Annotated in this window: 23 protein-coding genes and 1 pseudogene; 15 read left to right on the top strand and 9 right to left on the bottom strand. The window is 66.0% G+C overall.

All coding sequences use genetic code 11. The features are described 5' to 3' along the window. A pseudogene (locus J8I34_RS00005) lies at nucleotides 1–230 on the bottom strand (NAD(P)(+) transhydrogenase (Re/Si-specific) subunit alpha); the annotation flags it as partial. A 280-nt stretch (nucleotides 231–510) separates the two neighbouring features. Here J8I34_RS00005 and J8I34_RS00010 point away from each other — a divergent pair. Both J8I34_RS00010 and mnmA read left to right on the top strand, forming a co-directional pair. Further along, nucleotides 511–1,002 carry an NUDIX hydrolase gene (locus J8I34_RS00010; RefSeq protein WP_029048982.1) on the top strand — a complete coding sequence of 164 codons (492 nt, stop codon included), beginning with the start codon at nucleotides 511–513 and terminating at the stop codon, nucleotides 1,000–1,002. Continuing rightward, on the top strand, nucleotides 999–2,096 hold the full coding sequence (gene mnmA / locus J8I34_RS00015; protein ID WP_348635696.1) for a tRNA 2-thiouridine(34) synthase MnmA: 1,098 nt from the start codon (nucleotides 999–1,001) through the stop codon (nucleotides 2,094–2,096). Before J8I34_RS00010 ends, mnmA begins: the two co-directional genes overlap by 4 nt. 67 nt (nucleotides 2,097–2,163) lie before the next feature. On the opposite strand, the gene J8I34_RS00020 is transcribed toward mnmA, so the two are convergent. Then, entirely contained in the window at nucleotides 2,164–2,778 is a 615-nt protein-coding gene (locus tag J8I34_RS00020) for a glutathione S-transferase family protein (protein WP_029048980.1), read from the bottom strand. 388 nt (nucleotides 2,779–3,166) lie between these two features. Here J8I34_RS00020 and purB point away from each other — a divergent pair, with 388 nt between their 5' ends. The 8 genes from purB (at nucleotide 3,167) to J8I34_RS00060 (ending at nucleotide 11,996) form a co-directional block, all read left to right on the top strand. Then, nucleotides 3,167–4,543: an adenylosuccinate lyase gene (gene purB, locus J8I34_RS00025; RefSeq protein ID WP_209805093.1), complete on the top strand. Its 1,377-nt coding sequence runs from the start codon at nucleotides 3,167–3,169 to the stop codon at nucleotides 4,541–4,543. 289 nt (nucleotides 4,544–4,832) lie between these two features. Next, nucleotides 4,833–5,387, top strand: a complete 555-nt coding sequence (locus tag J8I34_RS00030) for a cytochrome b (RefSeq protein WP_029048978.1) — start codon at nucleotides 4,833–4,835, stop codon at nucleotides 5,385–5,387. 71 nt (nucleotides 5,388–5,458) lie between these two features. After that, nucleotides 5,459–6,040 (top strand): YceI family protein, encoded by a 582-nt coding sequence (locus tag J8I34_RS00035; RefSeq protein WP_029048977.1) that lies wholly within the window; start codon nucleotides 5,459–5,461, stop codon nucleotides 6,038–6,040. A gap of 85 nt (nucleotides 6,041–6,125) precedes the next feature. Next, the gene (locus tag J8I34_RS00040; RefSeq protein ID WP_209805094.1) at nucleotides 6,126–6,716 is read left to right on the top strand and encodes a YceI family protein; all 591 of its coding nucleotides are present in this window, start codon (nucleotides 6,126–6,128) and stop codon (nucleotides 6,714–6,716) included. Nucleotides 6,717–7,097: 381 nt separating this feature from the next. Continuing rightward, complete coding sequence (locus J8I34_RS00045) at nucleotides 7,098–8,489, top strand: class I SAM-dependent methyltransferase (protein WP_029048975.1); 1,392 nt, start codon at nucleotides 7,098–7,100, stop codon at nucleotides 8,487–8,489. Between the two features lie 22 nt (nucleotides 8,490–8,511). Continuing rightward, a complete protein-coding gene (locus J8I34_RS00050; RefSeq protein WP_029048974.1) occupies nucleotides 8,512–9,843 on the top strand; it encodes a sensor histidine kinase in 1,332 nt (443 codons plus the stop codon). Nucleotides 9,844–9,858: 15 nt separating this feature from the next. Next, nucleotides 9,859–10,992, top strand: a complete 1,134-nt coding sequence (locus tag J8I34_RS00055) for a hybrid sensor histidine kinase/response regulator (RefSeq protein ID WP_029048973.1) — start codon at nucleotides 9,859–9,861, stop codon at nucleotides 10,990–10,992. Beyond that, nucleotides 10,989–11,996 carry a response regulator gene (locus tag J8I34_RS00060; protein ID WP_209805095.1) on the top strand — a complete coding sequence of 336 codons (1,008 nt, stop codon included), beginning with the start codon at nucleotides 10,989–10,991 and terminating at the stop codon, nucleotides 11,994–11,996. Before J8I34_RS00055 ends, J8I34_RS00060 begins: the two co-directional genes overlap by 4 nt. A 74-nt stretch (nucleotides 11,997–12,070) precedes the next feature. Here the strand turns inward: J8I34_RS00060 and secF are convergent, their stop codons facing one another. The 5 genes from secF to queA all read right to left on the bottom strand — a co-directional run bounded on the left by secF (nucleotide 12,071) and on the right by queA (nucleotide 17,956). Beyond that, nucleotides 12,071–13,042, bottom strand: a complete 972-nt coding sequence (gene secF, locus J8I34_RS00065; protein ID WP_029048971.1) for a protein translocase subunit SecF — start codon at nucleotides 13,040–13,042, stop codon at nucleotides 12,071–12,073. A 51-nt stretch (nucleotides 13,043–13,093) separates the two neighbouring features. Continuing rightward, nucleotides 13,094–14,965, bottom strand: a complete 1,872-nt coding sequence (secD, locus tag J8I34_RS00070; protein ID WP_029048970.1) for a protein translocase subunit SecD — start codon at nucleotides 14,963–14,965, stop codon at nucleotides 13,094–13,096. Between the two features lie 198 nt (nucleotides 14,966–15,163). Next, nucleotides 15,164–15,490: a preprotein translocase subunit YajC gene (gene yajC / locus J8I34_RS00075; RefSeq protein WP_029048969.1), complete on the bottom strand. Its 327-nt coding sequence runs from the start codon at nucleotides 15,488–15,490 to the stop codon at nucleotides 15,164–15,166. A 232-nt stretch (nucleotides 15,491–15,722) separates the two neighbouring features. Then, nucleotides 15,723–16,853 carry a tRNA guanosine(34) transglycosylase Tgt gene (tgt, locus tag J8I34_RS00080; protein ID WP_209769300.1) on the bottom strand — a complete coding sequence of 377 codons (1,131 nt, stop codon included), beginning with the start codon at nucleotides 16,851–16,853 and terminating at the stop codon, nucleotides 15,723–15,725. Nucleotides 16,854–16,867: 14 nt separating this feature from the next. Next, nucleotides 16,868–17,956: a tRNA preQ1(34) S-adenosylmethionine ribosyltransferase-isomerase QueA gene (gene queA / locus J8I34_RS00085; RefSeq protein WP_209805096.1), complete on the bottom strand. Its 1,089-nt coding sequence runs from the start codon at nucleotides 17,954–17,956 to the stop codon at nucleotides 16,868–16,870. Between the two features lie 220 nt (nucleotides 17,957–18,176). Here queA and recG point away from each other — a divergent pair, with 220 nt between their 5' ends. The 5 genes from recG (at nucleotide 18,177) to ubiA (ending at nucleotide 23,462) form a co-directional block, all read left to right on the top strand. Continuing rightward, a complete protein-coding gene (gene recG / locus J8I34_RS00090) occupies nucleotides 18,177–20,363 on the top strand; it encodes an ATP-dependent DNA helicase RecG (protein WP_209805097.1) in 2,187 nt (728 codons plus the stop codon). Nucleotides 20,364–20,474: 111 nt separating this feature from the next. Next, entirely contained in the window at nucleotides 20,475–21,425 is a 951-nt protein-coding gene (locus J8I34_RS00095) for a LysR substrate-binding domain-containing protein (protein WP_209769311.1), read from the top strand. 269 nt (nucleotides 21,426–21,694) lie between these two features. After that, nucleotides 21,695–21,889 carry a hypothetical protein gene (locus tag J8I34_RS00100; protein ID WP_209769313.1) on the top strand — a complete coding sequence of 65 codons (195 nt, stop codon included), beginning with the start codon at nucleotides 21,695–21,697 and terminating at the stop codon, nucleotides 21,887–21,889. A gap of 90 nt (nucleotides 21,890–21,979) precedes the next feature. After that, nucleotides 21,980–22,465, top strand: a complete 486-nt coding sequence (locus J8I34_RS00105) for a Dps family protein (RefSeq protein ID WP_029048963.1) — start codon at nucleotides 21,980–21,982, stop codon at nucleotides 22,463–22,465. A 139-nt stretch (nucleotides 22,466–22,604) separates the two neighbouring features. Next, a complete protein-coding gene (gene ubiA, locus J8I34_RS00110) occupies nucleotides 22,605–23,462 on the top strand; it encodes a 4-hydroxybenzoate octaprenyltransferase (protein ID WP_029048962.1) in 858 nt (285 codons plus the stop codon). 56 nt (nucleotides 23,463–23,518) lie between these two features. Here the strand turns inward: ubiA and proC are convergent, their stop codons facing one another. Together proC and J8I34_RS00120 are read right to left on the bottom strand one after the other, a co-directional pair. Further along, nucleotides 23,519–24,352 carry a pyrroline-5-carboxylate reductase gene (gene proC, locus J8I34_RS00115; RefSeq protein ID WP_209805098.1) on the bottom strand — a complete coding sequence of 278 codons (834 nt, stop codon included), beginning with the start codon at nucleotides 24,350–24,352 and terminating at the stop codon, nucleotides 23,519–23,521. Between the two features lie 42 nt (nucleotides 24,353–24,394). Further along, nucleotides 24,395–25,084 (bottom strand): YggS family pyridoxal phosphate-dependent enzyme, encoded by a 690-nt coding sequence (locus J8I34_RS00120; protein WP_029048960.1) that lies wholly within the window; start codon nucleotides 25,082–25,084, stop codon nucleotides 24,395–24,397. Nucleotides 25,085–25,094 lie beyond the last annotated feature (10 nt).

Below are 25,094 nucleotides of genomic sequence, written 5' to 3' on the forward strand. Positions count from 1 at the left end.
GGCTCGGGGGCGCGTACCTTGAGCACCAGTTGCGCCCCGAGCGCCTCGGCAGCGGTGCCGATGGTGGCGCCGACCGCTTCATACGCGCCGTCGGGCTGGCTGGCGCGAACGCCGGCGCCGGCCTGGACGACCACCTTGTGGCCCTGGGCGACGTACTTCTTGACCGTCTCGGGGGTGGCGGCGACGCGAGTTTCGCCTGCCCGCGTCTCCTGCGGGATGCCGATGTACATCGTCGATTTCTCCTTTAGCTGGCGTCGTGATCTGGTTGGGCGGACCGACGTCTGGTCCGTTGCTCGCCGTGCCGGCCTGGCCGCAGCGCACAATTTTTTCGCAGCTTACAGCAATCTGACGCGCTATGGTGTGACCGGGCGGTCGGTTTTTGTTGCAGTGCGGCGACGAATTTCCGGACAGTTCCGAACAGTTTCGCCTGGTTGTCTGGCCGGCGGCCGATGCCGCTGCACGATGCCCCGGCAACCGGTAGAATGCGAGATTGCCTAAAAATTGAGCATCATGCCACGTGATTGGAATGCCAGCGTGACCGTTGCCGCCGTGATCGAGCGCGGCGGACGCTTCCTGCTGGTCGAAGAGGAAACCGCGGAAGGCCTGCGGCTGAACCAGCCCGCCGGCCACCTGGATCCGGGCGAGAGCCTGATCCGCGCCGTTATCCGCGAAACCCTGGAAGAAACCGCACACACCTTCGAGCCGCGTGCGTTGCTGGGCTGCTACATGGGCCGCTCGCTGTCTTCGCGCAGCGGTACGGATGTCACATACGTGCGCTTTGCCTTTACCGGCGACCTGGGCTCGCTCGACGCGGGCCGCCAGCTCGACACCGGCATCGTGCGCACGGTCTGGATGAGTGCCGACGAGATCCGCGCGTGCCCGGAACGCCATCGCTCGCCGCTCGTGGTGGCCTGCGTCGACGATTACCTGGCCGGCAAGCGCTTCGCGCTGGACGCGTTGTACACGCACCCTTCGGCGTTGTCCGTGGGAGCACAGTTGTGAGCGCGAACGCAAACGCGAAAGGCAAGCGCGTGGTCGTGGGCATGTCGGGCGGGGTCGATTCGTCGGTCACTGCCTGGCTGCTCAAGCAGCAGGGCTACGAGGTCATCGGCCTGTTCATGAAGAACTGGGAAGACGATGACGACAGCGAGTACTGCTCCACACGCCAGGACTGGCTGGACGTGGTGTCGGTGGCCGACCTGATCGGCGTCGACGTCGAGGCGGTCAACTTTGCCGCCGAGTACAAGGACCGCGTCTTTGCCGATTTCCTGCGCGAGTATTCGGCAGGCCGCACGCCCAACCCCGACGTGCTGTGCAATGCCGAGATCAAGTTCAAGGCTTTCCTGGACCATGCGATGTCGCTGGGCGCCGAGACCATCGCCACCGGCCACTATGCGCGCGTGCGCCAGAACGCGGCAGGGCGCTTCGAGCTGCTCAAGGCGCTCGACCACACCAAGGATCAGAGCTATTTCCTGCACCGGCTGAACCAGGCGCAACTGTCGCGCACGCTGTTCCCGCTGGGCGAGATCCCCAAGACGCGCGTGCGCGAGATCGCTGCCGAGATCGGCCTGCCGAACGCGAAAAAGAAGGATTCGACCGGTATCTGCTTTATCGGCGAACGGCCGTTCCGCGATTTCCTGAACCGCTACCTGCCGACCCGGCCGGGCCCGATGAAGACGCCCGAGGGCAAGGTCGTGGGCGAGCATATCGGGCTGGCGTTCTATACGCTGGGCCAGCGCAAGGGCATTGGCCTGGGCGGCAGCCGCGACGGCAACGGCGATGCCTGGTATGTGGCGCGCAAGGATATGGCGAACAACACGCTATACGTGGTGCAGGGCCACGACCACCCGTGGTTGCTGACGCCGGTGCTGACCGCCTCGGATCTGTCGTGGGTGGCCGGCGCGCCACCGGCCGCGGGCGCGGCGATGGCGGCCAAGACCCGCTATCGCCAGAGTGATGCCGCCTGCACCGTGCAGGCGGCGGACGGGGACACGCTGCAGCTGGGGTTTGCCGAGGCCCAGTGGGCCGTCACGCCGGGGCAGTCGGCGGTGCTGTATGACGGCGAGGTGTGCCTGGGCGGCGGCATCATCCAGTAGGCGCTGCCGGCGGCCGGATAAAAAACACCCGCTGTGTGCGGGTGTTTTTTATCAAGGCGGGCGGGTTTCAGCCGCGCGGCGGCGCGGTATCGATGAATGACTGCCGCTTCGACAGCTTTTCTTCCAGCGCCGCCAGGTTGGGATGGCGCTCGCGCCAGGCGATATCGGGGAAGCGGAAATCCAGGTAGGACAGCGCGCAGCCCACCGCGACGTCCGCCAGCGAATAGTGCGTGCCGGTGCAGAAGGGGCGGTCGGCCAGGCCGTGTGCCATGGCGGCCAGCGCCGCGTCGATCTTGCCGAGCTGGCGCTTGACCCAGCGTTCGCTGCGCTCGTGCGGCTCGCGCTGCGTCACTTCCAGGCGCGCCAGCAGGGCCGCGTCGAGCAGGCCGTCGGCCAGCGCTTCCCAGCAGCGCACTTCCAGCCGCTCGCGCCCGCCTTGCGGGATCATCCGGCTGACCGGCGTCAGCGTGTCGACATATTCGACGATCACGCGCGAATCGTAGATGGCGCCGCCGTCTTCCATCACCAGGCAAGGCACCTTGCCGAGGGGGTTGTACTGGCCGATCTTCGATTCCGGCGACCAGACGTCCTCTTCAACCAGCTGGTAGTCGATCTTCTTTTCCGCCATCACCACGCGCACCTTGCGCGCGTAGGGACTGGTATGGGACGCATACAGCTTCATGTTCTCCCCTTGAGCTTGTTATGAAGTGCATCGCCTGCGGCGTGGCAGCGGCGCCGGGGTGCGCTGCTGCCCGATGCACTTCATAACAGGCTACTGGAACGGCGTGCGCGAGTATACCTGCGGTGCCGGACGAATGCGGGGTCGCGCACCGATGCCCCGCGGGCGCACTTGACCGCTGCCCCGGAGCCGGGGCAGGGGTGGTAAGATCCCGTGTTGCGCAGCGCCGGACGCCGGTGCGGCGCGTGCGGGCGAACCCGCCGGTGCGGCGCATCGGGCGCTTTGCCCTTGTTGCCGGCGGTTGCTTCCGCCGATCCGACGCTGATATCGCGCCAGCCCCCGCGGCGCGCACCGTACGTCCCCTATTTCCTTCCTTTCCCCGGTTTCCAGCATGACCACCTCCTCGCTTTCGCCGCTCACCGCTCTATCCCCGATCGATGGCCGCTACGCCGCCAAGGCCGACGCGCTGCGCGAATGGCTGTCCGAGGCGGCCTTCATGCGCAACCGCGTCAAGGTCGAGGTGCACTGGCTGATCGCGCTGGCCCAGACCGGCCTGCCCGACATGCCGAAGTTCTCCGCCGCCTCCGAAGCCGCGCTGCTGGCACTGGTGGACAAGTTCTCCGAAGCCGATGCCGTCCGCATCAAGGAAATCGAAGCCGTCACCAACCATGACGTGAAGGCCGTCGAGTACTGGCTCAAGGAGCAGGTCAAGGGCAACGCCGAACTGGAAGCGGCCAGCGAGTTCATCCACTTCGCCTGCACTTCGGAAGACATCAACAACACCTCGCACGGGATGATGCTCAAGGGCGCCCGCGACGGCGTCATCGTGCCGGCGCTCAAGCGCGTGCACGCCCGCCTGGTGGAACTGGCCAGGCTCAATGCCACCCAGCCGATGCTGTCGCGCACCCACGGCCAGCCGGCCAGCCCGACCACGCTGGGCAAGGAAATGGCCAACGTGGCCGCGCGCCTGGCGCGCGCGATCCAGCGCATCGAGCAGGTCGAGCTGCTGGGCAAGATGAACGGCGCGGTGGGCAACTACAACGCGCACCTGTCGGCCTATCCGGCGTTCGACTGGGAAGCGTTCTCGAAGCAGGTAATCGAAACCCGCCTGGGCCTGGCCTTCAATCCGTACACCATCCAGATCGAGCCGCACGACTACATGGCCGAGCTGTTCGACGCGGTCGCCCGCGCCAACACTATCCTGCTCGACCTGAACCGCGACATCTGGGGCTATATCTCGCTGGGCTACTTCAAGCAGAAGACCAAGGCCGGCGAAATCGGCTCGTCGACCATGCCGCACAAGGTCAACCCGATCGATTTCGAGAACTCGGAAGGCAACGTCGGACTTGCCAACGCGGTGCTGCGCCACCTGTCGGAAAAGCTGCCGGTGTCGCGCTGGCAGCGCGACCTGACCGACTCGACGGTGCTGCGCAATATCGGCGTGGCCTTCGGCTACAGCCTGCTGGCCTACGAGGCCTGCCTGCGCGGCCTGGGCAAGCTGGAAACCAACCCCGAGCGCCTGAACGAAGACCTCGACAACTGCTGGGAAGTGCTGGCCGAGCCGGTGCAGACCGTGATGCGCCGCTTCGGCGTGCCCAATCCGTACGAGCAGCTCAAGGAGCTGACCCGCGGCAAGGGCATCTCGCGCGAGGCGCTGCAAACCTTCATCAACGGCCTGGCGATCCCGGCCGATGCCAAGCAACTGCTGCTCGACATGACGCCGGGCAGCTACATCGGCAAGGCGGTCTCGCTCGCAGAGCGCATTTAACGTCACATCCGTTGGCCTCAGCGCCGGCACAGTCAGAAAAAGCCATCCGCCAGGATGGCTTTTTTGCTTTGGCCGCGCCCGATTGTGCTACCTCGAAGCCGTCTGCGGCGTTGTGGCGCTTGCGGCAGAATGACACTTCAAAGCATTTGAATAACTTAATGAAGGACTGTCCTGCATGGGCGCACTTCCCGCCGCAATAATGCGAGAATCTTCAGCGCCCCGGCGGATCCAATTCCAGGGTGCTCCCCCAAATTTGTGAAATGCCCATGACCCGGGCGAGAGGAAACAGATGCGTTCTACCGCCAATGCCCCGGCCGGCTACGGTGCCACAGCCATCGCGCTGCACTGGATCGTCGCCCTGGCGATCTTCGGCGCGTTCGGGCTCGGCCTGTACATGACCGGCATCCCCGGGCTGACGCCGACGAAGCTGAAGCTGTATTCGTGGCACAAGTGGCTGGGCGTGACGATCTTCGCCGTGGCGCTGCTGCGCGTGCTGTGGCGCGCCACGCACGCGGCCCCGCCGGTCGCGCCCGGCACGCCGGCATGGCAGGCCAGGGCCGCCGCCGGCGCGCATCACCTGCTGTACCTGTTGATCGTGATCGTTCCCATCAGCGGCTATTTCTACAGCCTGGCGGCTGGCGTGCCGGTGGTTTACCTCGGCCTGTGGAAGATGCCGGTGCTGATCGAGAAGAACGACGAACTGAAGGAATTGCTCAAGTTTGCGCATGCCTGGCTGAACTACCTGATGGCCGCCGTGGTCGTTGTCCATGCGGCGGCGGCAGTGAAGCACCAGTTCGTCGACCGCGACGGCACGCTGGGCCGGATGCTGCCCTTCCTGCGCTGACATTCTGCGCTGACATTTCCCATTCTGCGGCGCCTTGCGCCGAACCTCGAACCTGACAGGAGTCATTGAAGATGAATCGCCATTCCCGCCGCGGCTCGCTGGCCCTCAACGCCACCGTGGCAGCCGTGCTGGCCGCCGCAGGCATCGCCGCCAACCTGGCCTGGGCCCAGGTCGACGCGGCCAAGAGCTCGGTGACCGCCGTGGCGCGCCAGATCGGCGTGCCGATGGAAGGCAAGTTCAAGAAGTTCGATGCGCAGGTCAGTTTCGATCCCGCCAAGCTGGCCGCCTCGTCGGCCAAGGTCGAGATCGACGTCGCCAGCTTCGAGATCGGCGACGCCGAGACCACCAAGGAAGTGAAGGGCAAGGACTGGTTCGACGCGGCCAAGTACCCCAAGGCCGTGTTCCAGTCCACCAGCATCAAGAACGGCACGCCGGGCAAGTACGACGTCGCCGGCAAGCTGACCATCAAGGGCAAGACCGTCGATGTGGTGGTGCCGGCCACCTACCGCCAGGAAGGCGCCAGCCAGGTGTTCGAGGGCGCGCTGCCGATCAAGCGCACCGCGTTCAACATCGGCGACGGCGAGTGGAAGGACACATCGGTGGTGGCTGACGATGTGCAGATCAAGTTCCGTATCGTGCAGGCCAAGAAGTAAGGCCGGCATTCCGCTGACGTACCAGGACGTTAATAACCAAGAACGTTCCGCTTAACCTGTTAACCTGCTTTTGTCGGGAGATCCCATGAAACTGCGTTCCGTCGTTGCCGCCGTCGCGGCCATTTCCGCAACCGCCGCCTTCGGCGTGGCTACGGCCAATACCGTGACGTACAACCTCGATCCGACCCATACCTATCCGAGCTTCGAGGCCGACCACCTGGGTGGCCTGTCGACGTGGCGCGGCAAGTTCGACAAGTCCAGCGGCACCGTCACGCTGGATCGTGCCGCCAAGGCTGGTACCGTCGAGGTGAAGATCGATCCGTCTTCGATCGATTTCGGCAATACCAAGCTGAACCAGCACGCCAAGGGTCCGGACATGTTCAACGTGGAAGCTTTCCCGGAGGCGACCTACAAGGGCAAGTTCAGCAAGTTCAAGGGCGACGTGCCGACCGAAGTCGACGGCGTGCTGACGCTGCGCGGCGTGTCCAAGCCCGTCAAGCTGGAAATCCGCGAATTCAAGTGCATCCACCACCCCATGCTCAAGCGCGAAGCCTGCGGCGCCGACGCCGTGGGCGAGTTCAACCGCGCCGATTTCGGCCTGGACTACGGCGTGAAGATGGGCTTCAAGCCCGAAGTCAAGCTCGCCATCCAGGTGGAAGGCGTGCGCGCCGAGTAAGCGCCACGGGTTGGCCCGCCAGGGCCCGCTCACAGAAAGCGACACAAGGCCGGCGATCGCCGGCCTTTTTTCATGGCTTTAGGTATCCTGTAGCCGACCCCGCCGCTAGAGGGGCGGACAAGGCACTTGGTTGTACGCGGCTCAATTGCCACAGTACAATGGGCCGCGGCAATTCCAGACGATCCGGGCATGTCGGTGCTTTCCCGCAAAGGGTGAGCCCGCCGCCCGCCAACAGGCTATAGCGCATTCCTATGAGCATTCGCTGCACATCCCGATACCGGTAGCCTTCCCCGCGATTCTCTCGCCCCTCCTGCTGTACCCGGCCGTCCCGCCCACGCAGTATGGCCCGCAGCGTTTCTCGGATTTCCCTGGCGCAATACCGTGTATTCCAAAACGCAAATCGATCCGGTAGTTAGTTTCCGCAACTCGCAGGGCGAACAGGTGCGGGGCACGATCATCAATCTCCAGAGAAAGTCTCTGGTGATGGAAATCTACAATCCGTATTCGATCGTGCAGGTCAGCGAGGTGCTGAGCGAGCTCAGCGTCCGCATGGGCGCCAAGAATGCCTACCTGGGCAAGGCCGTAGTGATGAGCCTGGTGAACACCGGCTTGACTGCGGTGGTATCGCTGACGCTGATCGACGAGTGGCGCGAGCTGACCGACCTGAACAACGAGCCCAAGTCGGTCGCGCGCGAAGCCGAGCTGTTCGTGCAGGACTGGGATACGCGCTTCAATATCCGGCGCGACTACCAGATCGTGGTCAACGAGATGCGCGCCTTCCTGTCCGAAGTGTCGCGCTGGGTCGAGCAGGTCGACCTGACCGAATCGCTGCCCAAGAAGGACGGCAAGCTGCGCGAGGACGTCTTCTACGAGCTGGCCACGCCGATCATGGCCAGGACCAAGACCTATCTCGACTGGCTTGAGGGCGAGGCCGAGCGCGTGGACCCGGAGATCGCGCCGGTGCACCGCACCTATGCGCAGTCCGCGCTGCACCCGCTGCTGCTGCGCGCACCGTTCGTGTACCGGACCTTTACCAAGCCGCTCGGGTACGCGGGCGACTACGAGATGGTCAACCAGATCCTGAGCGATCCGCAGCAGGGCCCGACCACTTACTTCCAGATCGTCAACACCGCCTTCCTGAAGGCGGCAGTCGCCACTGCGCACCGCAACCGCATCGACCTGCTGGTGGACTTCCTGACGCGCCAGGCCGAGCGCGCGCGCGCCGCCGGCCGCCCGCTCCGCGTGCTCAACGTGGGCTGCGGACCGGCCTTCGAGATCCAGCGTTTCGTGCGCGAGTATCCCAATCCGGAGCTGCTGTCGTTCCAGCTGGTCGACTTCAGTGAAGAGACGCTGGACTACACGCGCAATTCGATCGAGCGGGCGGCCTCTGGCGCCGGGCGCAAGGTGTCGGTCGAGATGGTGCACCAGTCGGTGCACGATCTGCTCAAGCGCCGCATCTCGCCTGACGATATCAGTGCACGGGAGTTCGACGCGGTCTACTGCGCGGGGCTGTTCGACTACCTGTCGGACAAGGTCTGCACGCGGCTGCTGGCGTATTTCGCCTCGCGTTCGCGTACGGGCGGCCAGATCCTGGTCACCAACGTGCATGCCAACAATCCAGAGAAATTTGGCATGGAGCACCTGCTGGAGTGGTACCTGATCTACCGCGACGACGCCGGCATGGCGCAGCTGCTGCCGGAGAATTCGCATTCGCACCGCATCTACGTCGACGCCACGGGCGTCAACGTCTTTGCTGAAGCCACCATTGAATGAGGCTGTCCGGGCGGACCACCCCATGAGCACCAACCAACTCTACGCCGGCTACCAGTCCGAGCTGGCCGATTTCCGCCTGGCGTTCAGCCGTGGCGGCGCATATACCGCGATCGTGCTGGTCCTGCTCGGTGTCGGGCTCGACTACGGCCAGTATCCACAGCAGCAGCTGGCGTTCGCGGTGGCGCGCGTGGTGGTGTCCCTGCTGATCGCGGGCGTGGTGGTGATGCTGTACAGCGCCATCGGGCGCCGGTTCGCACCCTGGCTGACGCTGACCTGGCTGCTGCTGCCGCAGATCATGATCGCGTGGATGATCTCGCAGACCGAAGGCGTGCAGTCGCCTTACTACGTCGGCCTGAACCTGGCGATCTTCGCCTCGGGCATCGCGCTGCCGTTCGGGCTGTGGCAGAACCTGGTCTTTGGCCTGCTTTCCTACCTGCTGTACGTGCTGGCGTGCCTGTTCCACGCCGGGGGCATCGAGCCGATGGGGACCTTCATCGTCAACTCGCTGTTCCTGCTGTTCGCCGCGGCGGCCAGCGGGGTCTATACGTTCTTCAATGAGCGCGCGCGTTTCATCCTGTTCCGCCTGAAAGCGGAAGTGGCCGAGAAAAACGCCGAGCTGGAAGTCATCAACCGCAAGCTGGTCGACATCAAGGGCCAGATGCTGCAGCAGGAAAAGATGGCCGCGATCGGTACGCTGGCGGCCGGGCTGCTGCATGAGGTCAACAACCCGGTCAACTTCTGCCTGATGGCGATCGAGGTGGCGATGGAGGAGCCGCAGGCCAAGGAAAGCGAATCGCTGACCGAATGCCTGGTCGATGCCAAGCAGGGCATGCAGCGCATCCAGCATATCGTGTCCGACCTGAAGACCTTCGCCTACCGCAAGCCGGGCGCCGAGGTAGAGGGCACGCCATTCCTGTTCGAGAAGGCGCTGGACTCGTCGATCCGCCTGACCGCGCACGAGCTGCGCGGCGTCAAGGTGACGCGCGAGCTGCCGGGCGACACGCTGGTGCTGGGCGATGAGGCCGCGGTCATCGGCGTGCTGATCAACCTGTTCTCCAACGCCGCGCTGGCCATGCGCAAGGCCGGCACGGCCGCGCCGGAGATCCATACCACGGTGCGCTGGGCCGACAGCCGGCTCCATGTCACGGTGCGCGACAATGGCCCCGGCATCGCCGAGGAAAACCTGGCGCGCGTGTTCGAGCCCTTCTTCACCACGCGCGACGTGGGGCAGGGCCTGGGGCTGGGGCTGTCGATCAGCTACGCGGTGATCGAGCGCCACGGCGGCCAGCTCTTCGCCGAGAGCGAGCTGGGGCAGTGGGCCGCGTTCAGCTTTGACCTGCCGCGCGCGGAGTAAGCCGTCATGAGTGCCATGACCGAGGTGCAGCAAGCGCGGCCGACCCTGCTTTACGTCGACGACGAAGACATGGCGCGCAAGTATTTCGCGCGCGCGGTGGGCTCGGAGTATGAAGTACTGCTGGCCGCCAGTGCCGAGGAGGCGATCGCCACGCTCGCCACCGAGGGCGCGCGCATCGCCGTCCTGGTGACCGACTTCCGCATGCCCGGCCGCGATGGCGGAGAACTGCTGCGCGAAGTGGCGCAACTGTACCCGCAGATCGTGCGCATCCTGGTGACGGCGTATGCCGACAAGGACATGCTGCTGCAGACGGTCAACAGCGGCGAGGTGTTCCGCATCCTGGAGAAGCCGCTGAGCGTGGCGCAGGTGCGCGAAGTGCTGCGCCTGGCCGGCGAGCGCCACCGCGAACGCGCGCTGCGCCAGCACCGGCTGATGGCGATCGACGAGACTCTGGCTTTCCTGGCGCACGAGCTGAACACGCCGCTGGCGGCGATCGCCAACTTCGCGCGCGGCATCGAAAGCCGGGTTGCGGGCGAATACACCGAGCAGCGCCAGGGCGAGATCGGCCAGGCCGCCAGCGCCATGCACGACAACGCCCAGTATTGCCTGGCGGTGCTGTCGTCGTTCCTGCAGTCGGTGCGCAACAGTGCCGGCAGCAAGGCAGCGCGGCCCGAGCCCGGTGGCGAGGTCAGCGCCGGTGCGCTGGTCGCGTCGCTGCTCGATACCTACCCGTTCTCCGGCGACCAGCGCCAGTGGGTGCAGGTCGAGCTGCACGGCGATTTCCCGGTACAGACGCTGCCCAACTGCGTGGCGCTGGTGCTCTCGTCAGTGATGAGCAACGCGCTGCGCGCGCTCGCCGGCACGCCGTCGCCGGCGCTGCGCTTCGTGGTGGTGGCCCAGCCGCACCAGGAAATCCATATCACCGACAACGGACCCGGCATCCCGCCCGAGGTGATGGAGCGCTTGCTGGTCGACCCCGTGACCACCCACGCCAGCGCCGGCGGCAGCGGCCTGGGCATGATTTTCTGCAACCGCGTCATGCAGTCCTTTGGCGGCGGCATCCGGATCGCGTCCGCGTCCGGCGCCGGCACGACCGTGACGCTGGACTTTCCGAGTTTCAAGAATCGAATGATTAGGAGTGACCGATGAGCGAACCGAATGCCACCCAGGCACCACCCCCGGCGATTCTGTTCGTCGATGACGAGGCAACCGCCGTCAAGTATTTCCAGCGCGCCATCGGGGCACTGGCACCGGTGGTGACCGGCGGTTCGGTGGAAGAGGGCAAGGCGCTGCTGGACGCGCACGCCGACAGCCTGGCGGTGCTGGTGTCGGACCAGCGCATGCCCGGCGAATACGGCAACGAGCTGCTGCGCTATGCGCGCGAACGCTACCCGCATATCGTGCGTATCCTGACCACGGCCTACTCCGAGCTGGACCAGACCGTCGAGGCGGTCAACCAGGGCCAGATCCATCGCTATATCAAGAAGCCGTGGGACATCACGGCATTGCGCATGGAACTGAAGCAGGCGCTGGAGCTGTCCGGACTGCGCAAGGAGCGCGACCAGCTGGTGCGCGAGAAGCTGGCGGTGCTGCAGACCCAGACCGTGGCCACCCGCATCGGCATGCTGCATGCGCTGTGCGCGAGCCTGATCGGCCCGGGCCGCTTCCAGCCGGTCGAGACCTACCTGGCGGCGGTCAGCCTGGCCGGCGCGAAAAACGCTGACCCGGACTGGCAGCGCATGGATTACGCTGACCTGGTGCGCGCCGAGTCCGAGCGCAGCGGCAGCTTCGGCCATGCCGTGGCCATGCGGCTGGCGGCGCTGCGCAGCGCCAACGCGGGCAAGGGCGCGGCCGATGCGGTCGTGGTCATTGCCGAAGTGCTGGGCAGCGACGTGGTGCGCCGCGACGGCGATGCCGTGGTGTGGACCACGCCGGCCACGCTGGTCGAATTCCTGGCGCAGCCGGTGGGCACGCCGGTGTCGCCCCATCACGCGGCCTGGCTGGCCAGCCTGCTGTGGCTGGACGAGGCCGGCGGCGCGCTGCAGTTCGCGCGCGATGGGGACACCATCCTGTGCCGCGCAGCGCCGCGTACGGAGACGTTCGCGGCCGACCGATTGGCGGCGTGGATCGAGCGGTTCGCGCAACAGGCCTGATGCGGTTGCATCCCGCCGCAATAAGAAATGGCGCCCCTCGGGGCGCCATTTCTATTTACCGGAGCAGCAGATCGTCAGGCCTGCGCGCCGAAGTTCGGGTCGTTGCGGTCGGTCGACTCGCCCTTCTTGTCGGCCTTGACCAGGTCTTCCCGCTTCACGCCCAACCACATCGCCAGCGCCGCGGCCACGAACACCGACGAATAGATGCCAAACAGGATACCCACCGTCAGCGCCAGCGCGAAGTAGTGCAGCGTCGGGCCGCCGAAGAAGAACATCGACAGCACCATCATCTGGGTCGAACCGTGGGTGATGATGGTCCGCGAGATCGTGCTGGTGATCGCGTTGTCGATGATTTCATGCGTGGTCATCTTGCGGAACTTGCGGAAGTTCTCGCGGATCCGGTCGAAGATCACCACCGATTCGTTGACCGAGTAGCCCAGCACCGCCAGCACCGCCGCCAGCACCGATAGCGAGAATTCCCACTGGAAGTAGGCGAAGAAGCCCAGGATGATCACGATGTCGTGCAGGTTGGCGATGATGCCCGCCACCGCGAACTTCCACTCGAAGCGGAACGACAGGTAGATCACGATCCCGACTATCACGCACAGCAGCGCCAGCAGGCCATCGGTCGCCAGCTCCTTGCCGACCTGCGGGCCGACGAACTCGACCCGTTGCAGCTTGACGTCAGGCGAGGCGGCCTGCAGCGCGCCCATGACCTGCTCGCTCTGCTGGGCCGACGTGACGGGCTTGCCGTCCGGGCCTTTCTGCAGCGGCAGGCGGATCATCACGTCGCGCGAGGTGCCGAAGTTCTGCACCTGCACGTCGCTATAGCCCAGCTTGCTTACCTGGCCGCGGATCTTTTCCAGGTCGGCCGCCTGCTGGTAGCTGACCTCCATCACCGTGCCACCGGTGAACTCGATCGACAGGTGCAGGCCTTTTTGCCAGAGGAAGAACACGGCTGCGGCAAACGTCACGAAGGAGATCACGTTGAAGACCAACGCGTGCTTCATGAACGGAATGTCGCGCCGGATGCGGAAGAATTCCATGTTGAATCCTGTTCTGTACTGCTAGTTTTGCTGATCGGCTGTCCCGGCCGCTTACTTGGCGACCGGGGTGTCAGAGGCGTTGCCCGGCTTCCAGATCTGGCCGATGGCCACGCTCTGCAGCTTCTTCTTGCGGCCGTACCAGAGGTTGACCAGGCCGCGGTTGAAGAACACCGCCGAGAACATGGAGGTCAGGATGCCCAGGCAGTGCACCACGGCAAAGCCGCGCACCGGGCCCGAACCGAAGGCCAGTAGCGCCAGGCCGGCGATCAGCGTGGTCACGTTCGAGTCCAGGATGGTTGCCCACGCGCGGTCGAAGCCGACGGCGATTGCCATCTGCGGCGATGCGCCCGCGCGCAGTTCCTCGCGGATACGCTCGTTGATCAGCACGTTGGCGTCAATGGCCATGCCCAACACCAGCGCGATAGCGGCGATGCCCGGCAGCGTCAGCGTGGCCTGCAGCATCGACAGCACCGCGATCAGCAGCAGCAGGTTCACGCCCAGTGCCATCACAGAGAACACGCCGAACAGCATGTAGTACAGGATCATGAATACGCCGATGGCGGCAAAGCCATAGGCGACCGAGTCAAAACCCTTCTCGATGTTGTCGGCACCCAGCGACGGGCCGATGGTGCGCTCCTCGATGATCTCCATCGGCGCGGCCAGCGAGCCAGCGCGCAGCAGCAGCGCCAGGTCGTTGGCGGCTTCGGTGGAGTAGGAGCCGGTGATCTGGAAGCTCGAGCCCAGCTCGGATTGGATCGTCGCCACCGTCAGCACTTCGCCCTTGCCCTTCTCGAACAGCACGATCGCCATCGGCTTCTTCAGGTTCTCGCGCGAGACGTCACGCAGCACGCGGCCGCCCTGGGCGTCGAGCTTGATATTGACCGAGGGCTGCTGGTTCTGGTCGAAGCCGGCCGACGCGCTTTCGATGCGGTCGCCGGTGAAGATGACCTGCTTCTTCAGCACCACCGGGGCGCCGTTGCCATGCGTGAACAGCTCGCTGCCGAAGGGGATCGGGTCGCCCGGACGCGGGCTGCGCGGCGCGTCGTTGTCGACCAGCCGCGCTTCCAGCGTGGCGGTGCGGCCGATGATGTCCTTGGCCTTGGCGGTGTCCTGCACGCCGGGCAGCTGCACCACGATGCGGTCGGCGCCTTGCTGCTGGATCACCGGCTCCGCCACGCCGAGTTCATTGACGCGGTTGTGCAGGGTGGTGATGTTCTGCTTGACGGCGGCATCCTGCACGGCCTTGCGGGCGGCCTCGGTGAAGGTGCCGACCACGTTGTTGCCGTCCATGGCGAAGGCCACTTCGCGCAGGTTGTCGGCCAGCAGCGCGCGGGCGCGGTTGGCGTCGTCGGCGTTGTTGAAGCGCACCGTCAGGCGCTCGCCGTCGCGGTCGATGCCGCCATGGCGCACGTTCTTGTCGCGCAGCAGCGTGCGCGCGTCGCCGGCCAGGCTGTCGAGCTTCTTGTCGACGGCGCCCTTCATGTCGACCTGCAGCAGGAAGTGCACGCCGCCGCGCAGGTCCAGGCCCAGGTACATCGGCAGCGCGTGCAGCGAGGTCAGCCAGCGCGGCGAGCCCGACAGCAGGTTCAGCGCGACCACGTAGGTCGGATCGGCGGCATCCGGGTTGAGCGCGCGCGACAGCACGTCCTTGGCCTTGAGCTGCTCGTCGGTGGTGCGGAAACGCGCCTTGACCGAGCCGGACTGGCCGGAAATGTCGAAAAACACGCCGTCAGGCCGCAGCTGGTTTTGCGCCAGGATCTCTTCGACCTGCTTCTGCATCGACAGGTCGACCTTGACCGTGGCCTTGCCCGAAGACACCTGCACGGCGGGCGCCTCGCCGAAGAAGTTCGGCAAGGTGTAGAGGATGCCGATGGTCAGCGCCACCAGGATCACGAGGTATTTCCAAAGCGGATAACGATTCATCTCGGGCCAGTCATTCAGCGGTTGGCGGGGCCGAACCGGTTTGGCAAACAGCCGCCTGGCAGCCACGGAACGGAGCCACGGGGGCTCCGTCGGGCTGGTTCAGGCGGCTGCCGGGGCATGCGCGAACGGGCATGCCGGAAAAGACAAAGGCGGGAGTCGCTTAGTCGATCGGGGCGATCGGCGGATCAAAGCGCCGGATCAAAGCGCCTTAAGCGAACCCTTCGGCAGCACCGCGGTCACGGCGTTCTTCTGCACGGTAATCTCGGTGCCTTCCGAGATTTCCAGGCTGACGTACTGGTCGGTGACCCTGGTCACGCGGCCCAGGATACCGCCGGCGGTGACGACTTCGTCGTTCTTGGCCAGCGCTTCGAGCATTGCCTTCGCTTCTTTCTGGCGCTTCATTTGCGGGCGGATCATGATGAACCACAGCACCGCAAACATCAGGATGATGGGCAGGAAGCTCATCAGGCCGCCAGCCGCGCCGCCGGCACCGGCGGTCTGGGCAAATGCGTTAGAAATCAGCACGTTGATTCTCCGTCACAAAAGTCAGTCAAGTAATCGATCATTCTACCATTCGCATTCCGCCCGCCTTTGGCATTCTAGGGCGGAATACGGGTTTGTTCGGGGTGCTTTACGGGCGACTCGCGGCGCTACCCGCTACGCCTCACCCGTCATTTCCGCGAAGGCGGGGATGACGGAAAAAATGACCCGGCTATTCGACCGCCGCAGGCAGGAAAGTTCGCACGCCGTGCCAGCTTTACTGCGTGCCGCGCGCGCGGTCAGCCGCAAACTGGCGGCGGAAGTCGGCGAAGCGGTGCTGTTCGATCGACTCGCGCACCTCGCGCATCAGCTGCAGGTAGTAGTGGAGGTTGTGGATGGTATTCAGGCGCGCGCCAAGGATTTCGCCGACCCGGTGCAGATGGTGCAGGTAAGCGCGCGAGAAGTTGCGGCAGGTGTAGCAGGCGCAGTTTTCGTCGAGCGGGCGCGGGTCGCTGCGGTGCGCGGCGTTCTTGATCTTGACGTCGCCGTAGCGGGTGAAGAGCCAGCCGTTGCGCGCATTGCGGGTCGGCATGACGCAGTCGAACATGTCGACGCCGGCGGCGACACCCGCGACCAGGTCCTCGGGCGTGCCAACGCCCATCAGGTAGTGCGGCTTGTTGGCCGGCAGGCGCGGGGCCACGTGCTCGAGCACGCGCATCATGTCTTCCTTGGGCTCGCCGACGGACAGGCCGCCGATGGCGAAGCCGTGGAAGTCCAGCTCCGACAGGCCCGCCAGCGATTCATCGCGCAGGTCCTCGTACATGCCGCCCTGGACGATGCCGAACAGCGCATTGGGATTGGCCAGCCGCTCGAACTCGTCGCGCGAGCGCTTGGCCCAGCGCAGGCTCATGCGCATCGACTTGGCCGCTTCCTCGTGCGTGGCGGGACGGCCGTCGATCTCATACGGCGTGCACTCGTCGAACTGCATCACGATATCCGAGTTCAGCGTGCGCTGGATCTGCATCGAGATCTCGGGCGACAGGAAGAGCTTGTCGCCATTGACCGGCGACGCAAACGTGACACCATCTTCGGTGATCTTGCGCAGATCACCGAGTGAAAACACCTGGAAGCCGCCGGAATCGGTCAGGATCGGCTTGTCCCAGCCGATGAACTTGTGCAAGCCGCCATGGGCGTTGACCACGTCCAGGCCCGGGCGCAGCCAAAGGTGGAAAGTGTTGCCCAGGATGATGTGCGCGCCAATCTCGTTCAGCTCCAGCGGCGACATCGCCTTGACCGAGCCATAGGTGCCCACCGGCATGAAGATCGGCGTCTCGACCACGCCGTGGTTCAGCGTGACGCGGCCGCGGCGGGCGTTGCCGTCGGTGGTGATGAGTTCGAAGTTAAGCATGCTTAGGTCAGGGTTCAGGCCGCGGTGTCCGCGGTTTCGGCGGTATCGGCACCATTCCGGCGGGTCAGCAGCATGGCGTCGCCATAGCTGAAGAAGCGGTAGCGCTGCTCGACCGCATGGCGGTAGGTGGCGCGGATGGCTTCCACGCCGGCCAGCGCCGACACCAGCATCAGCAGCGTTGACTTGGGCAGGTGGAAGTTGGTGATCAGGGCATCGACCAGCCGGAAACGGTAGCCCGGGGTGATGAAGATATCGGTGTCGCCGCTGCCGGCGGCCAGCGTGCCGTCTGGCTGCGCGGCCGATTCCAGCGCGCGCAGCGAAGTGGTGCCGACCGCTATCACGCGGCCGCCGCGGGCGCGGGTTTCACGCACGGCCCGGGCCAGTTCCTCGGAGACGGCATACCACTCCGAATGCATCTTGTGCTCTGCCAGGTTTTCGGTGCGCACCGGCTGGAAGGTGCCGGCGCCCACGTGCAGCGTCAGGAAGGCGCGGCGCACGCCGGCGGCATCCAGCCGCGCGAACAGCGCGTCATCGAAATGCAGCCCCGCGGTCGGCGCCGCCACGGCGCCCGGATTGCGCGCGTAGACGGTCTGGTAGCGGGTCTCGTCATAGGCGTCGGGATCATGCGTGATGTAAGGCGGCAGCGGCAGGCGGCCGTAGCGCTCGATCAGGTCCAGTGCCGGCTCGGGGAAGCGCAGGGTGAAGAACTGGTCGACCCGCGGGCCGACCGTCACCGCGAAGGCGTCTTCGGCCAGGTGCAGCACGCTGCCCTCGGCGGGCGTCTTGGAGGCGCGCACATGGGCCAGCACGGTATAGGAGTCCACCACGCGCTCGACCAGCACCTCGACCTTGCCGCCGCTGGGCTTGTGGCCGAAGAAGCGTGCCTTGATCACGCGCGTGTCGTTGAACACCAGCAGGTCTTCAGGGCGCAGGTAGTCGACGATGTCGCTGAAGGCGCGGTCGACCAGGCGTACCGCATCGGCGGTATCGGCGGGTGCGACCCGCTCCACCACCAGCAGCCGGCTGGCGCTGCGGTCGGGCAGCGCGCTCTGGGCGATCAGTTCTGGCGGCAGCGGAAAATCGAAATCGGAAAGCGTCAACATCGTGGAAACGGCGCGCGGGGCCCGCGACGGGTCGGAAAGCGAGGCACAAAACGGCACTCGCCGCCCGTGGTGGCAGCCGGCATGGGTACAATCGGCGAATCCGATATTGTAAGGCCACGGGCGTGCTCGCCGCCGGGCCGGGCGTGATACCGGCTATTCGCCGGCGCTCCCGCCCGATGCCAGCGGCCCCGGCCGCCCCTGCCGCCAGTCTTTGTTGCCGATGCCCGGAACCGCCACCGAAACGACCGACCTGTCCGCCGATGCCGCCAAGGAGGCGGGCGCGCCCGCGCGCGGCAAGGCTGGGGAGGGCAAGGGCAAGCCGGCATCATCCGCCACCTCGTCCGCCGCCTCGTCCGCAGCGGCCCGCCTCGCCAAGCTAGGCCTGCGCCGCCCGGTCGACCTGGTGCTGCACCTGCCGATGCGCTACGAGGACGAGACCACGCTGGCGCCGATCGCCGACGCGATCCGCCGCGCGGGGCTCGGCCAGCCGGCGCAGGTGGAAGGCGAGGTCATCTCCAACGAAGTCACGTTCCGCCCGCGCCGCCAACTGGTGGTCAAGATCGCCGACGCGTCCGGCGAGCTGACGCTGCGCTTCCTCAACTTCTACGGCAGCCAGACCAAGCAGATGGCCGAAGGCGTGCGGCTGCGCGTGCGCGGCGAGGTCCGCGGCGGCTTTTTCGGCGCCGAGATGGTCCACCCGACGGTGCGCCCGGTGGTGGAGGGCGAAGCGCTGCCGGACCGCCTGACGCCGGTCTACCCGGCCACCGCCGGCATCTCGCAGGCCTACCTGCGCAAGGCCATCGGCGGCGCGCTGTCGCGCACGCCCATGCCGGAGACGCTGCCGCGCCCGGTGCTGCAGGGACCGCTGGCGCGCCTGCACCTGCGCCCGCTGGCCGACTGCCTTCGCCTGCTGCATGCGCCGCCGCCGGAAGAAAGCGAGGCCGCCCTGGCCGACCGCACGCATCCGGCCTGGCAGCGCATCAAGTTTGACGAACTGCTGGCGCAGCAGATCTCGCTGCGGCGCGCGCACGCCGCGCGGCGCGAGAAGACCGCGCCGACCATGCCGCCCCGTGAAGGCGGCCTGTTGACGCGCTTCCTGGCGGCGCTGCCGTTCCGCCTGACCGGCGCGCAGGAGCGCGTGGTAGCCGAGATCGCCGCCGACATGGCGCTCCCGCACCCGATGCACCGGCTGCTGCAGGGCGACGTGGGCAGCGGCAAGACCATCGTCGCCGCGCTGGCGGCGTGCCAGGCGATCGATACCGGCTACCAGGCCGCGCTGATGGCACCGACCGAAATCCTGGCCGAGCAGCACTTCCGCAAGCTGTCGGCCTGGCTGGAGCCGCTGGGCGTGCCGGTAGTCTGGCTGGCCGGCAGCCTGAAGGCGCGCGAGAAGCGCGAGGCCGCGGCACGCGTGGAGTCGGGCGAGGCGCAACTGGTGATCGGCACCCATGCGCTGATCCAGGACACGGTGCGCTTTGCGAAACTGGGCCTGTCGGTGGTGGACGAACAGCACCGCTTTGGCGTGGCGCAGCGTCTGGCATTGCGCGGCAAGGCGGGGGCGACCGATGTGCCGGCGCCCGATACCGTGCCGCACCAGCTGATGATGTCGGCCACGCCGATCCCGCGCACGCTCGCCATGACGTATTACGCGGACCTGGACGTATCCGTGATCGACGAACTGCCGCCGGGCCGCACGCCGATCGTCACGCGCCTGGTCAACGACGAGCGGCGCGATGAAGTGATCGCGCGCATCCACCACGCTGCCGCAGAGGGCCGCCAGGTCTACTGGGTTTGTCCGCTGATCGAGGAAAGCGAGGCGCTGCAGCTGCAGACAGCGGTCGAGACCTATGAAACGCTGGTGGCCGCGCTGCCCGACCTGCGCGTCGGGCTGGTGCACGGCCGCCTGCCGCCTGCCGAGAAGGCCTCGGTGATGGACGACTTCAGCGCCAACCGCATGCAGGTGCTGGTCGCCACCACGGTGATCGAGGTGGGCGTGGACGTGCCTAACGCCTCGCTGATGGTGATCGAGCACGCCGAGCGCTTCGGCCTGGCCCAGCTGCACCAGCTGCGCGGCCGGGTGGGGCGGGGCAGCGCCGAATCGGTGTGCCTGCTGATGTACCAGGCGCCGCTGTCGCCCACCGCGCGCGAGCGGCTGGCGACCATGCGCGAGACGACCGACGGTTTCGAGATCGCGCGCCGCGACCTGGAAATCCGCGGCCCGGGTGAATTCCTCGGTGCGCGCCAGTCGGGCGAGGCCATGTTGCGCTTCGCTGACCTGCAGACCGACGCGTGGCTGGTGGAGTACGCGCAGGAAGCAGCCGAGCTGATGCTGGCACAGTTCCCGGAAGCGGTGGAAACGCACCTGTCACGCTGGCTCGGCGGGCGCGAACACTACCTGAAAGCCTGATTGGGCAGATGCTTGTGCCGCATCGTACGCATACCGCACAAATCACAAGGGCGCTCTGACAGATCCCGGAATCGAAGGTAAAATCTATCGACTACCCGGATTTGATAAGTCATGACGCTCACCGAACTCAAGTACATCGTCGCCGTGGCGCGCGAGCGCCATTTCGGCCGGGCCGCCGAAGCCTGCTTCGTGTCGCAGCCGACACTGTCGGTCGCCATCAAGAAGCTGGAGGACGAACTCAACGTGCAGATCTTCGAGCGCGGCACCTCCGAGGTGTCGGTGACTTCCGTCGGCGAGCAGATCGTGGCGCAGGCCCAGCGCGTGCTTGAACAGACCATGGCCATCCGCGAGATCGCCAAGCAGGGCAAGGATCCGCTGGCCGGGCCGCTGCGCGTGGGGGTGATCTACACCATCGGGCCGTACCTGCTGCCGTCGCTGGTCAAGCAGATGATCGAGACCGTGCCGCAGATGCCGCTGATGCTGCAGGAGAACTACACGCACAAGCTGATCGAGCTGCTCAAGCAGGGCGAGATCGATTGCGCGGTCATGGCCGAGCCGTTCCCCGATTCCGGCCTGACGGTGCGTCCGCTGTACGACGAGCCCTTCGTTGTCGCCGTGCCGCGCGGTCACCAGCTCGCCGAGGCGCGCGCGATCGATCCGGACGAGCTGAAGCGGCAGACTATGCTGCTGCTGGGCAGCGGCCACTGCTTCCGCGACCATGTGCTGGGTGTGTGCCCGGAGCTGTCGCGCTTCTCGCAGGCCGCCGATGGCATCCAGAAGACGTTCGAAGGCTCGTCGCTGGAAACCATCCGCCATATGGTGGCCAGCGGCGTCGGCATTACCGTGCTGCCGCGCACCTCGGTGCCTGACCTGAAGGCCAAAGGCGACATGCTGTCGTACGTGCCGTTCGCCGATCCGGTGCCGGACCGCCGCGTGGTGCTGGCCTGGCGCAAGAGCTTCACCCGCCTGCCGGCGATGGAAGCACTGGCCAACGCCGTGGCCGCCTGCGAGCTGCCGGGTGTGCGCAAGCTCGATGCCAAGGAGTTGGCGGAAGCCGCCTGATTCGCCTCGGACCCCAAGACAAGGCCGCAGCGGGATTTCCGCTGCGGCCTTTGTTTTTCCGCGCCCGCAAACCGGCAGGTCAGGATCTTGTTCTCGAAAGTCGAATAGATTTGAACTAATACATAGGTATAAATAATTAAATTCTCAATGTAATAGTTTGTTTATAGACTGCCTCTGGTCGATGCCAACTACGTGAAGCGCGCACTCGGCCTGAAGCAACGAGTCTGGCGCGGCGGCCCGCAATGGCCGCCGTGCCCGGGAGAAGCACCATGGCGATGATCCGGTTCTTTATCGACGAATGGCGCAAGCTTTGGCACGATGGCCATGACAGGCCGGAGCGCCCCGATGCCGCGCGGTTGCGCCACAAGCTGTGGCGCAAGGAGGTTGGTGTCGCCGTGATCGTGCTCGGTGCCACGGCGATGTTTATCGAGATAGCCCGGGGTTTGGCCGGGATCGCCGGCTAATGCAATAATGCGGGTAATGCGCTGCCCCGAACCGTGTTTTCGGCAATTTTGGCGGCGCACCTCGCTTTACCAGAACGGAGCATACCTACCATGGCAAAGAAGAATGAGATGAGCGTGAACATCGGTATTTCCGACAAGGACCGCAAGAAGATTGCGGAAGGCCTGTCCAAGCTGCTGGCAGACACCTACACCCTCTACCTCAAGACCCATAACTTCCACTGGAACGTGACGGGTCCCATGTTCAATACGCTGCATCTGATGTTCGAGACGCAGTACACCGAACTGGCGCTGGCCGTGGACTCGATCGCCGAGCGCATTCGCGCGCTGGGCTACCCGGCACCGGGTACCTACAAGGAATACGCCCGCCTGTCGTCGATCGCCGAGGAAGAGGGCGTGCCCGAGGCGACCGACATGATCCGCAAGCTGGTCGAAGGCCAGGAAGCCGTGGTGCGCACCGCGCGCTCGATCTTCCCGGTGATCGACGCCGCCGGCGATGAGCCGTCGGCCGACCTGCTGACCCAGCGTATGCAAACGCATGAGAAGACCGCGTGGATGCTGCGCGCGATGCTCGCCTGACGGCTTGAGCGACTTCCGGCCGCTGCCACCGCCGGCCGGCATTGCGCGCTGCAGCCATCCGGGCTGCGGCGCGTTTTCATTGAATCTTCCTTCCCGGATCCCCGCCGTGCAGTCCCTGTCGCCGTTGCCTCCCGCTCCCATGCTTGAACGCCTTTCTCTCTACGCGCGCCTGGTGCGCATCGACAAGCCGATCGGCACGCTGCTGCTGCTGTGGCCGACGTTGTGGGCCATGTGGATGGCTGCCGGCGGGCCGCCGTCGTGGGGCTTGTTCTGGATTTTCGTCGCGGGGACGTTCCTGATGCGCTCGGCTGGATGCGCGATCAATGACTGGGCGGATCGGGATTTTGACAAGCATGTGAAGCGCACGAAAGACCGGCCGCTGACCGCCGGCAAGATCGCCGCATGGGAAGCACTGGCCGTGGCCGCCGTGCTGGCGCTGGTGGCATTCACGCTGGTGCTGCCGCTCAATGCGCTGACCAAGTGGCTGGCGGTGGTGGCGGTGGTGGTGGCGGGCACCTATCCGTTCTTCAAGCGCTTCTTCGCGATTCCGCAGGCTTACCTGGGGATCGCGTTTGGCTTCGGCATTCCGATGGCATTCGCCGCGATCCAGGACCAGGTGCCGGCGGTGGCCTGGCTGATGCTGCTGGCCAATGTGTTCTGGGCGGTGGCGTATGACACGGCCTACGCGATGGTGGATCGCGATGACGACCTGCGGCTCGGCATGAAGACGTCGGCCATCACCTTTGGTCGACTCGACGTGGCGGCGATCATGATCTGCTACGCAGCATTCCTGGCGCTGATGGCCTGGGCAGGCATGCTGCTTGGCCTGGGGTGGCCGTACTGGCTGGGGCTGGCGGCGGCGGCCGGCTGCGCGGCCTACCACTACACGCTAATCCGCGATCGCGACAGGATGCGGTGCTTTGCGGCGTTCCGGCACAACAACTGGCTGGGGGCGTGTGTGTTTGCGGGGACGGCGCTGGCTTACGCGGTGCGTTGAAGCCTTGCTGAGGGTTTGCTTCCCCGAAGGGAAGAAAACCCTCAGGATATCGACGTTCAATCCTTCCCGAACTCCGCCCCCATCTCCTTGCCCCGCGCCGCCGCCGCATGCATCGCGCGCACGAAGGCATCAGCGATCCCTCCCGCATCCATTGCCGTCAGGGCCGCATACGTGGTGCCGCCCTTTGACGTCACGCGCTCGCGCAGCGTCGACACCGGCTCCGCTGACTGGCCGGCCAGCGTGGCTGCGCCGCGGAAGGTTTCCACTGCCAGTTCGCGCCCTTGATCGGCGCTCAGCCCCAGTTCGGTGGCGGCGCGCTGCATCGCCTCGATGAAATAGAAAACATAGGCCGGGCCGCTACCGGAAATGGCGGTGACGGCGTCGATCTGCGCGTCGTTCTCCACCCACACGCACTTGCCCACGGCCTGGGCCACGGCACTGGCGATGTTCCGGTCCTTGTCCGACAACCCGGCCGGCGCCGCCAGCCCGGTCATTCCCATCCCCGCCAGCGCCGGCGTATTCGGCATCGCCCGCACCACCCGGTTGCGGCCGCCCAGCCACCGCTGCATGTCCTGCAACCGTATACCGGCCGCCACGCTGATCACCAGGTTGCCGTCGCCGGCCGGCAGGTGCGGCAGCAACTGCGCCGCCGCCTCGCGGAACTGCTGTGGCTTGACCGCCAGCACCAGCACATCACTGGCCCCGAACGCGGCATCGGGCGCTCCCGCGGCATGGACGCCGAGATCCCGCGCAAGGCGTTGCTGTGCCTCCGGGAAAGGATCCACCACCCGGATCGAACCAGCAGGAACGCCGCGGGCAATCAGCCCGCTAATCAACGCGGAAGCCATATTGCCGCCGCCGAGAAAGCCGAAGGTAAGGGTATCGAGCATGGGAATGTCTGTCGTGTCTTGGTGGATAGGGAAGGCGCCGGCTCAGCCGCGCGCACCGAAGATCGCGGTGCCGATCCGCACCATGGTGGCGCCCTCGGCGATGGCGGCTTCCATGTCGCCCGACATGCCCATCGATAGCGTGTCGACGTCCAGGCCGGCCTCCCGCAGCCCGCGCAGCAGCGAGCGCATGGTGGCAAACGGCCGGCGCTGGGCAACGGGATCGTCCTCGGGTTCGGGAATCGCCATCAGGCCCCGCAGCCGCAGGCCCGGCAGCGCGGCCACGGCCTGCGCCAGCGCCGGCACGTCAGCCGGCGCCACGCCACTCTTGCTGGCCTCGCCACTGATATTGACCTGGATACAAAGCTGCAGCGGCGCCATCCCCGCCGGACGTTGCGCCGACAGCCGCTCCGCGATCTTGAGCCGGTCGATGGCATGCACCCAGTCGAAATGCTCCGCCACCAGCCGCGTCTTGTTGCTTTGCAGCGGACCGATGAAATGCCACTGCAACCGGTCCCGCAAATCGGCCAGCGCGGCGATCTTCTCCACCCCTTCCTGGACATAATTCTCGCCAAAGGCGAGCTGTCCGGCCTCGGCGGCGGCGCGTACACGGTCGGCGGATACGGTCTTGGAAACGGCCAGCAGGGCGATGTCGCCGGGCTGCCTGCCAGCCTGTTGTGCCGCCGCCGCAATGCGCTGGCGCACGGCTTGCAAGTTGGCGGCAATCACAGACATAATCCGGCGG

Source organism: Cupriavidus phytohabitans (assembly GCF_017815025.1).
Taxonomy (GTDB): domain Bacteria; phylum Pseudomonadota; class Gammaproteobacteria; order Burkholderiales; family Burkholderiaceae; genus Cupriavidus.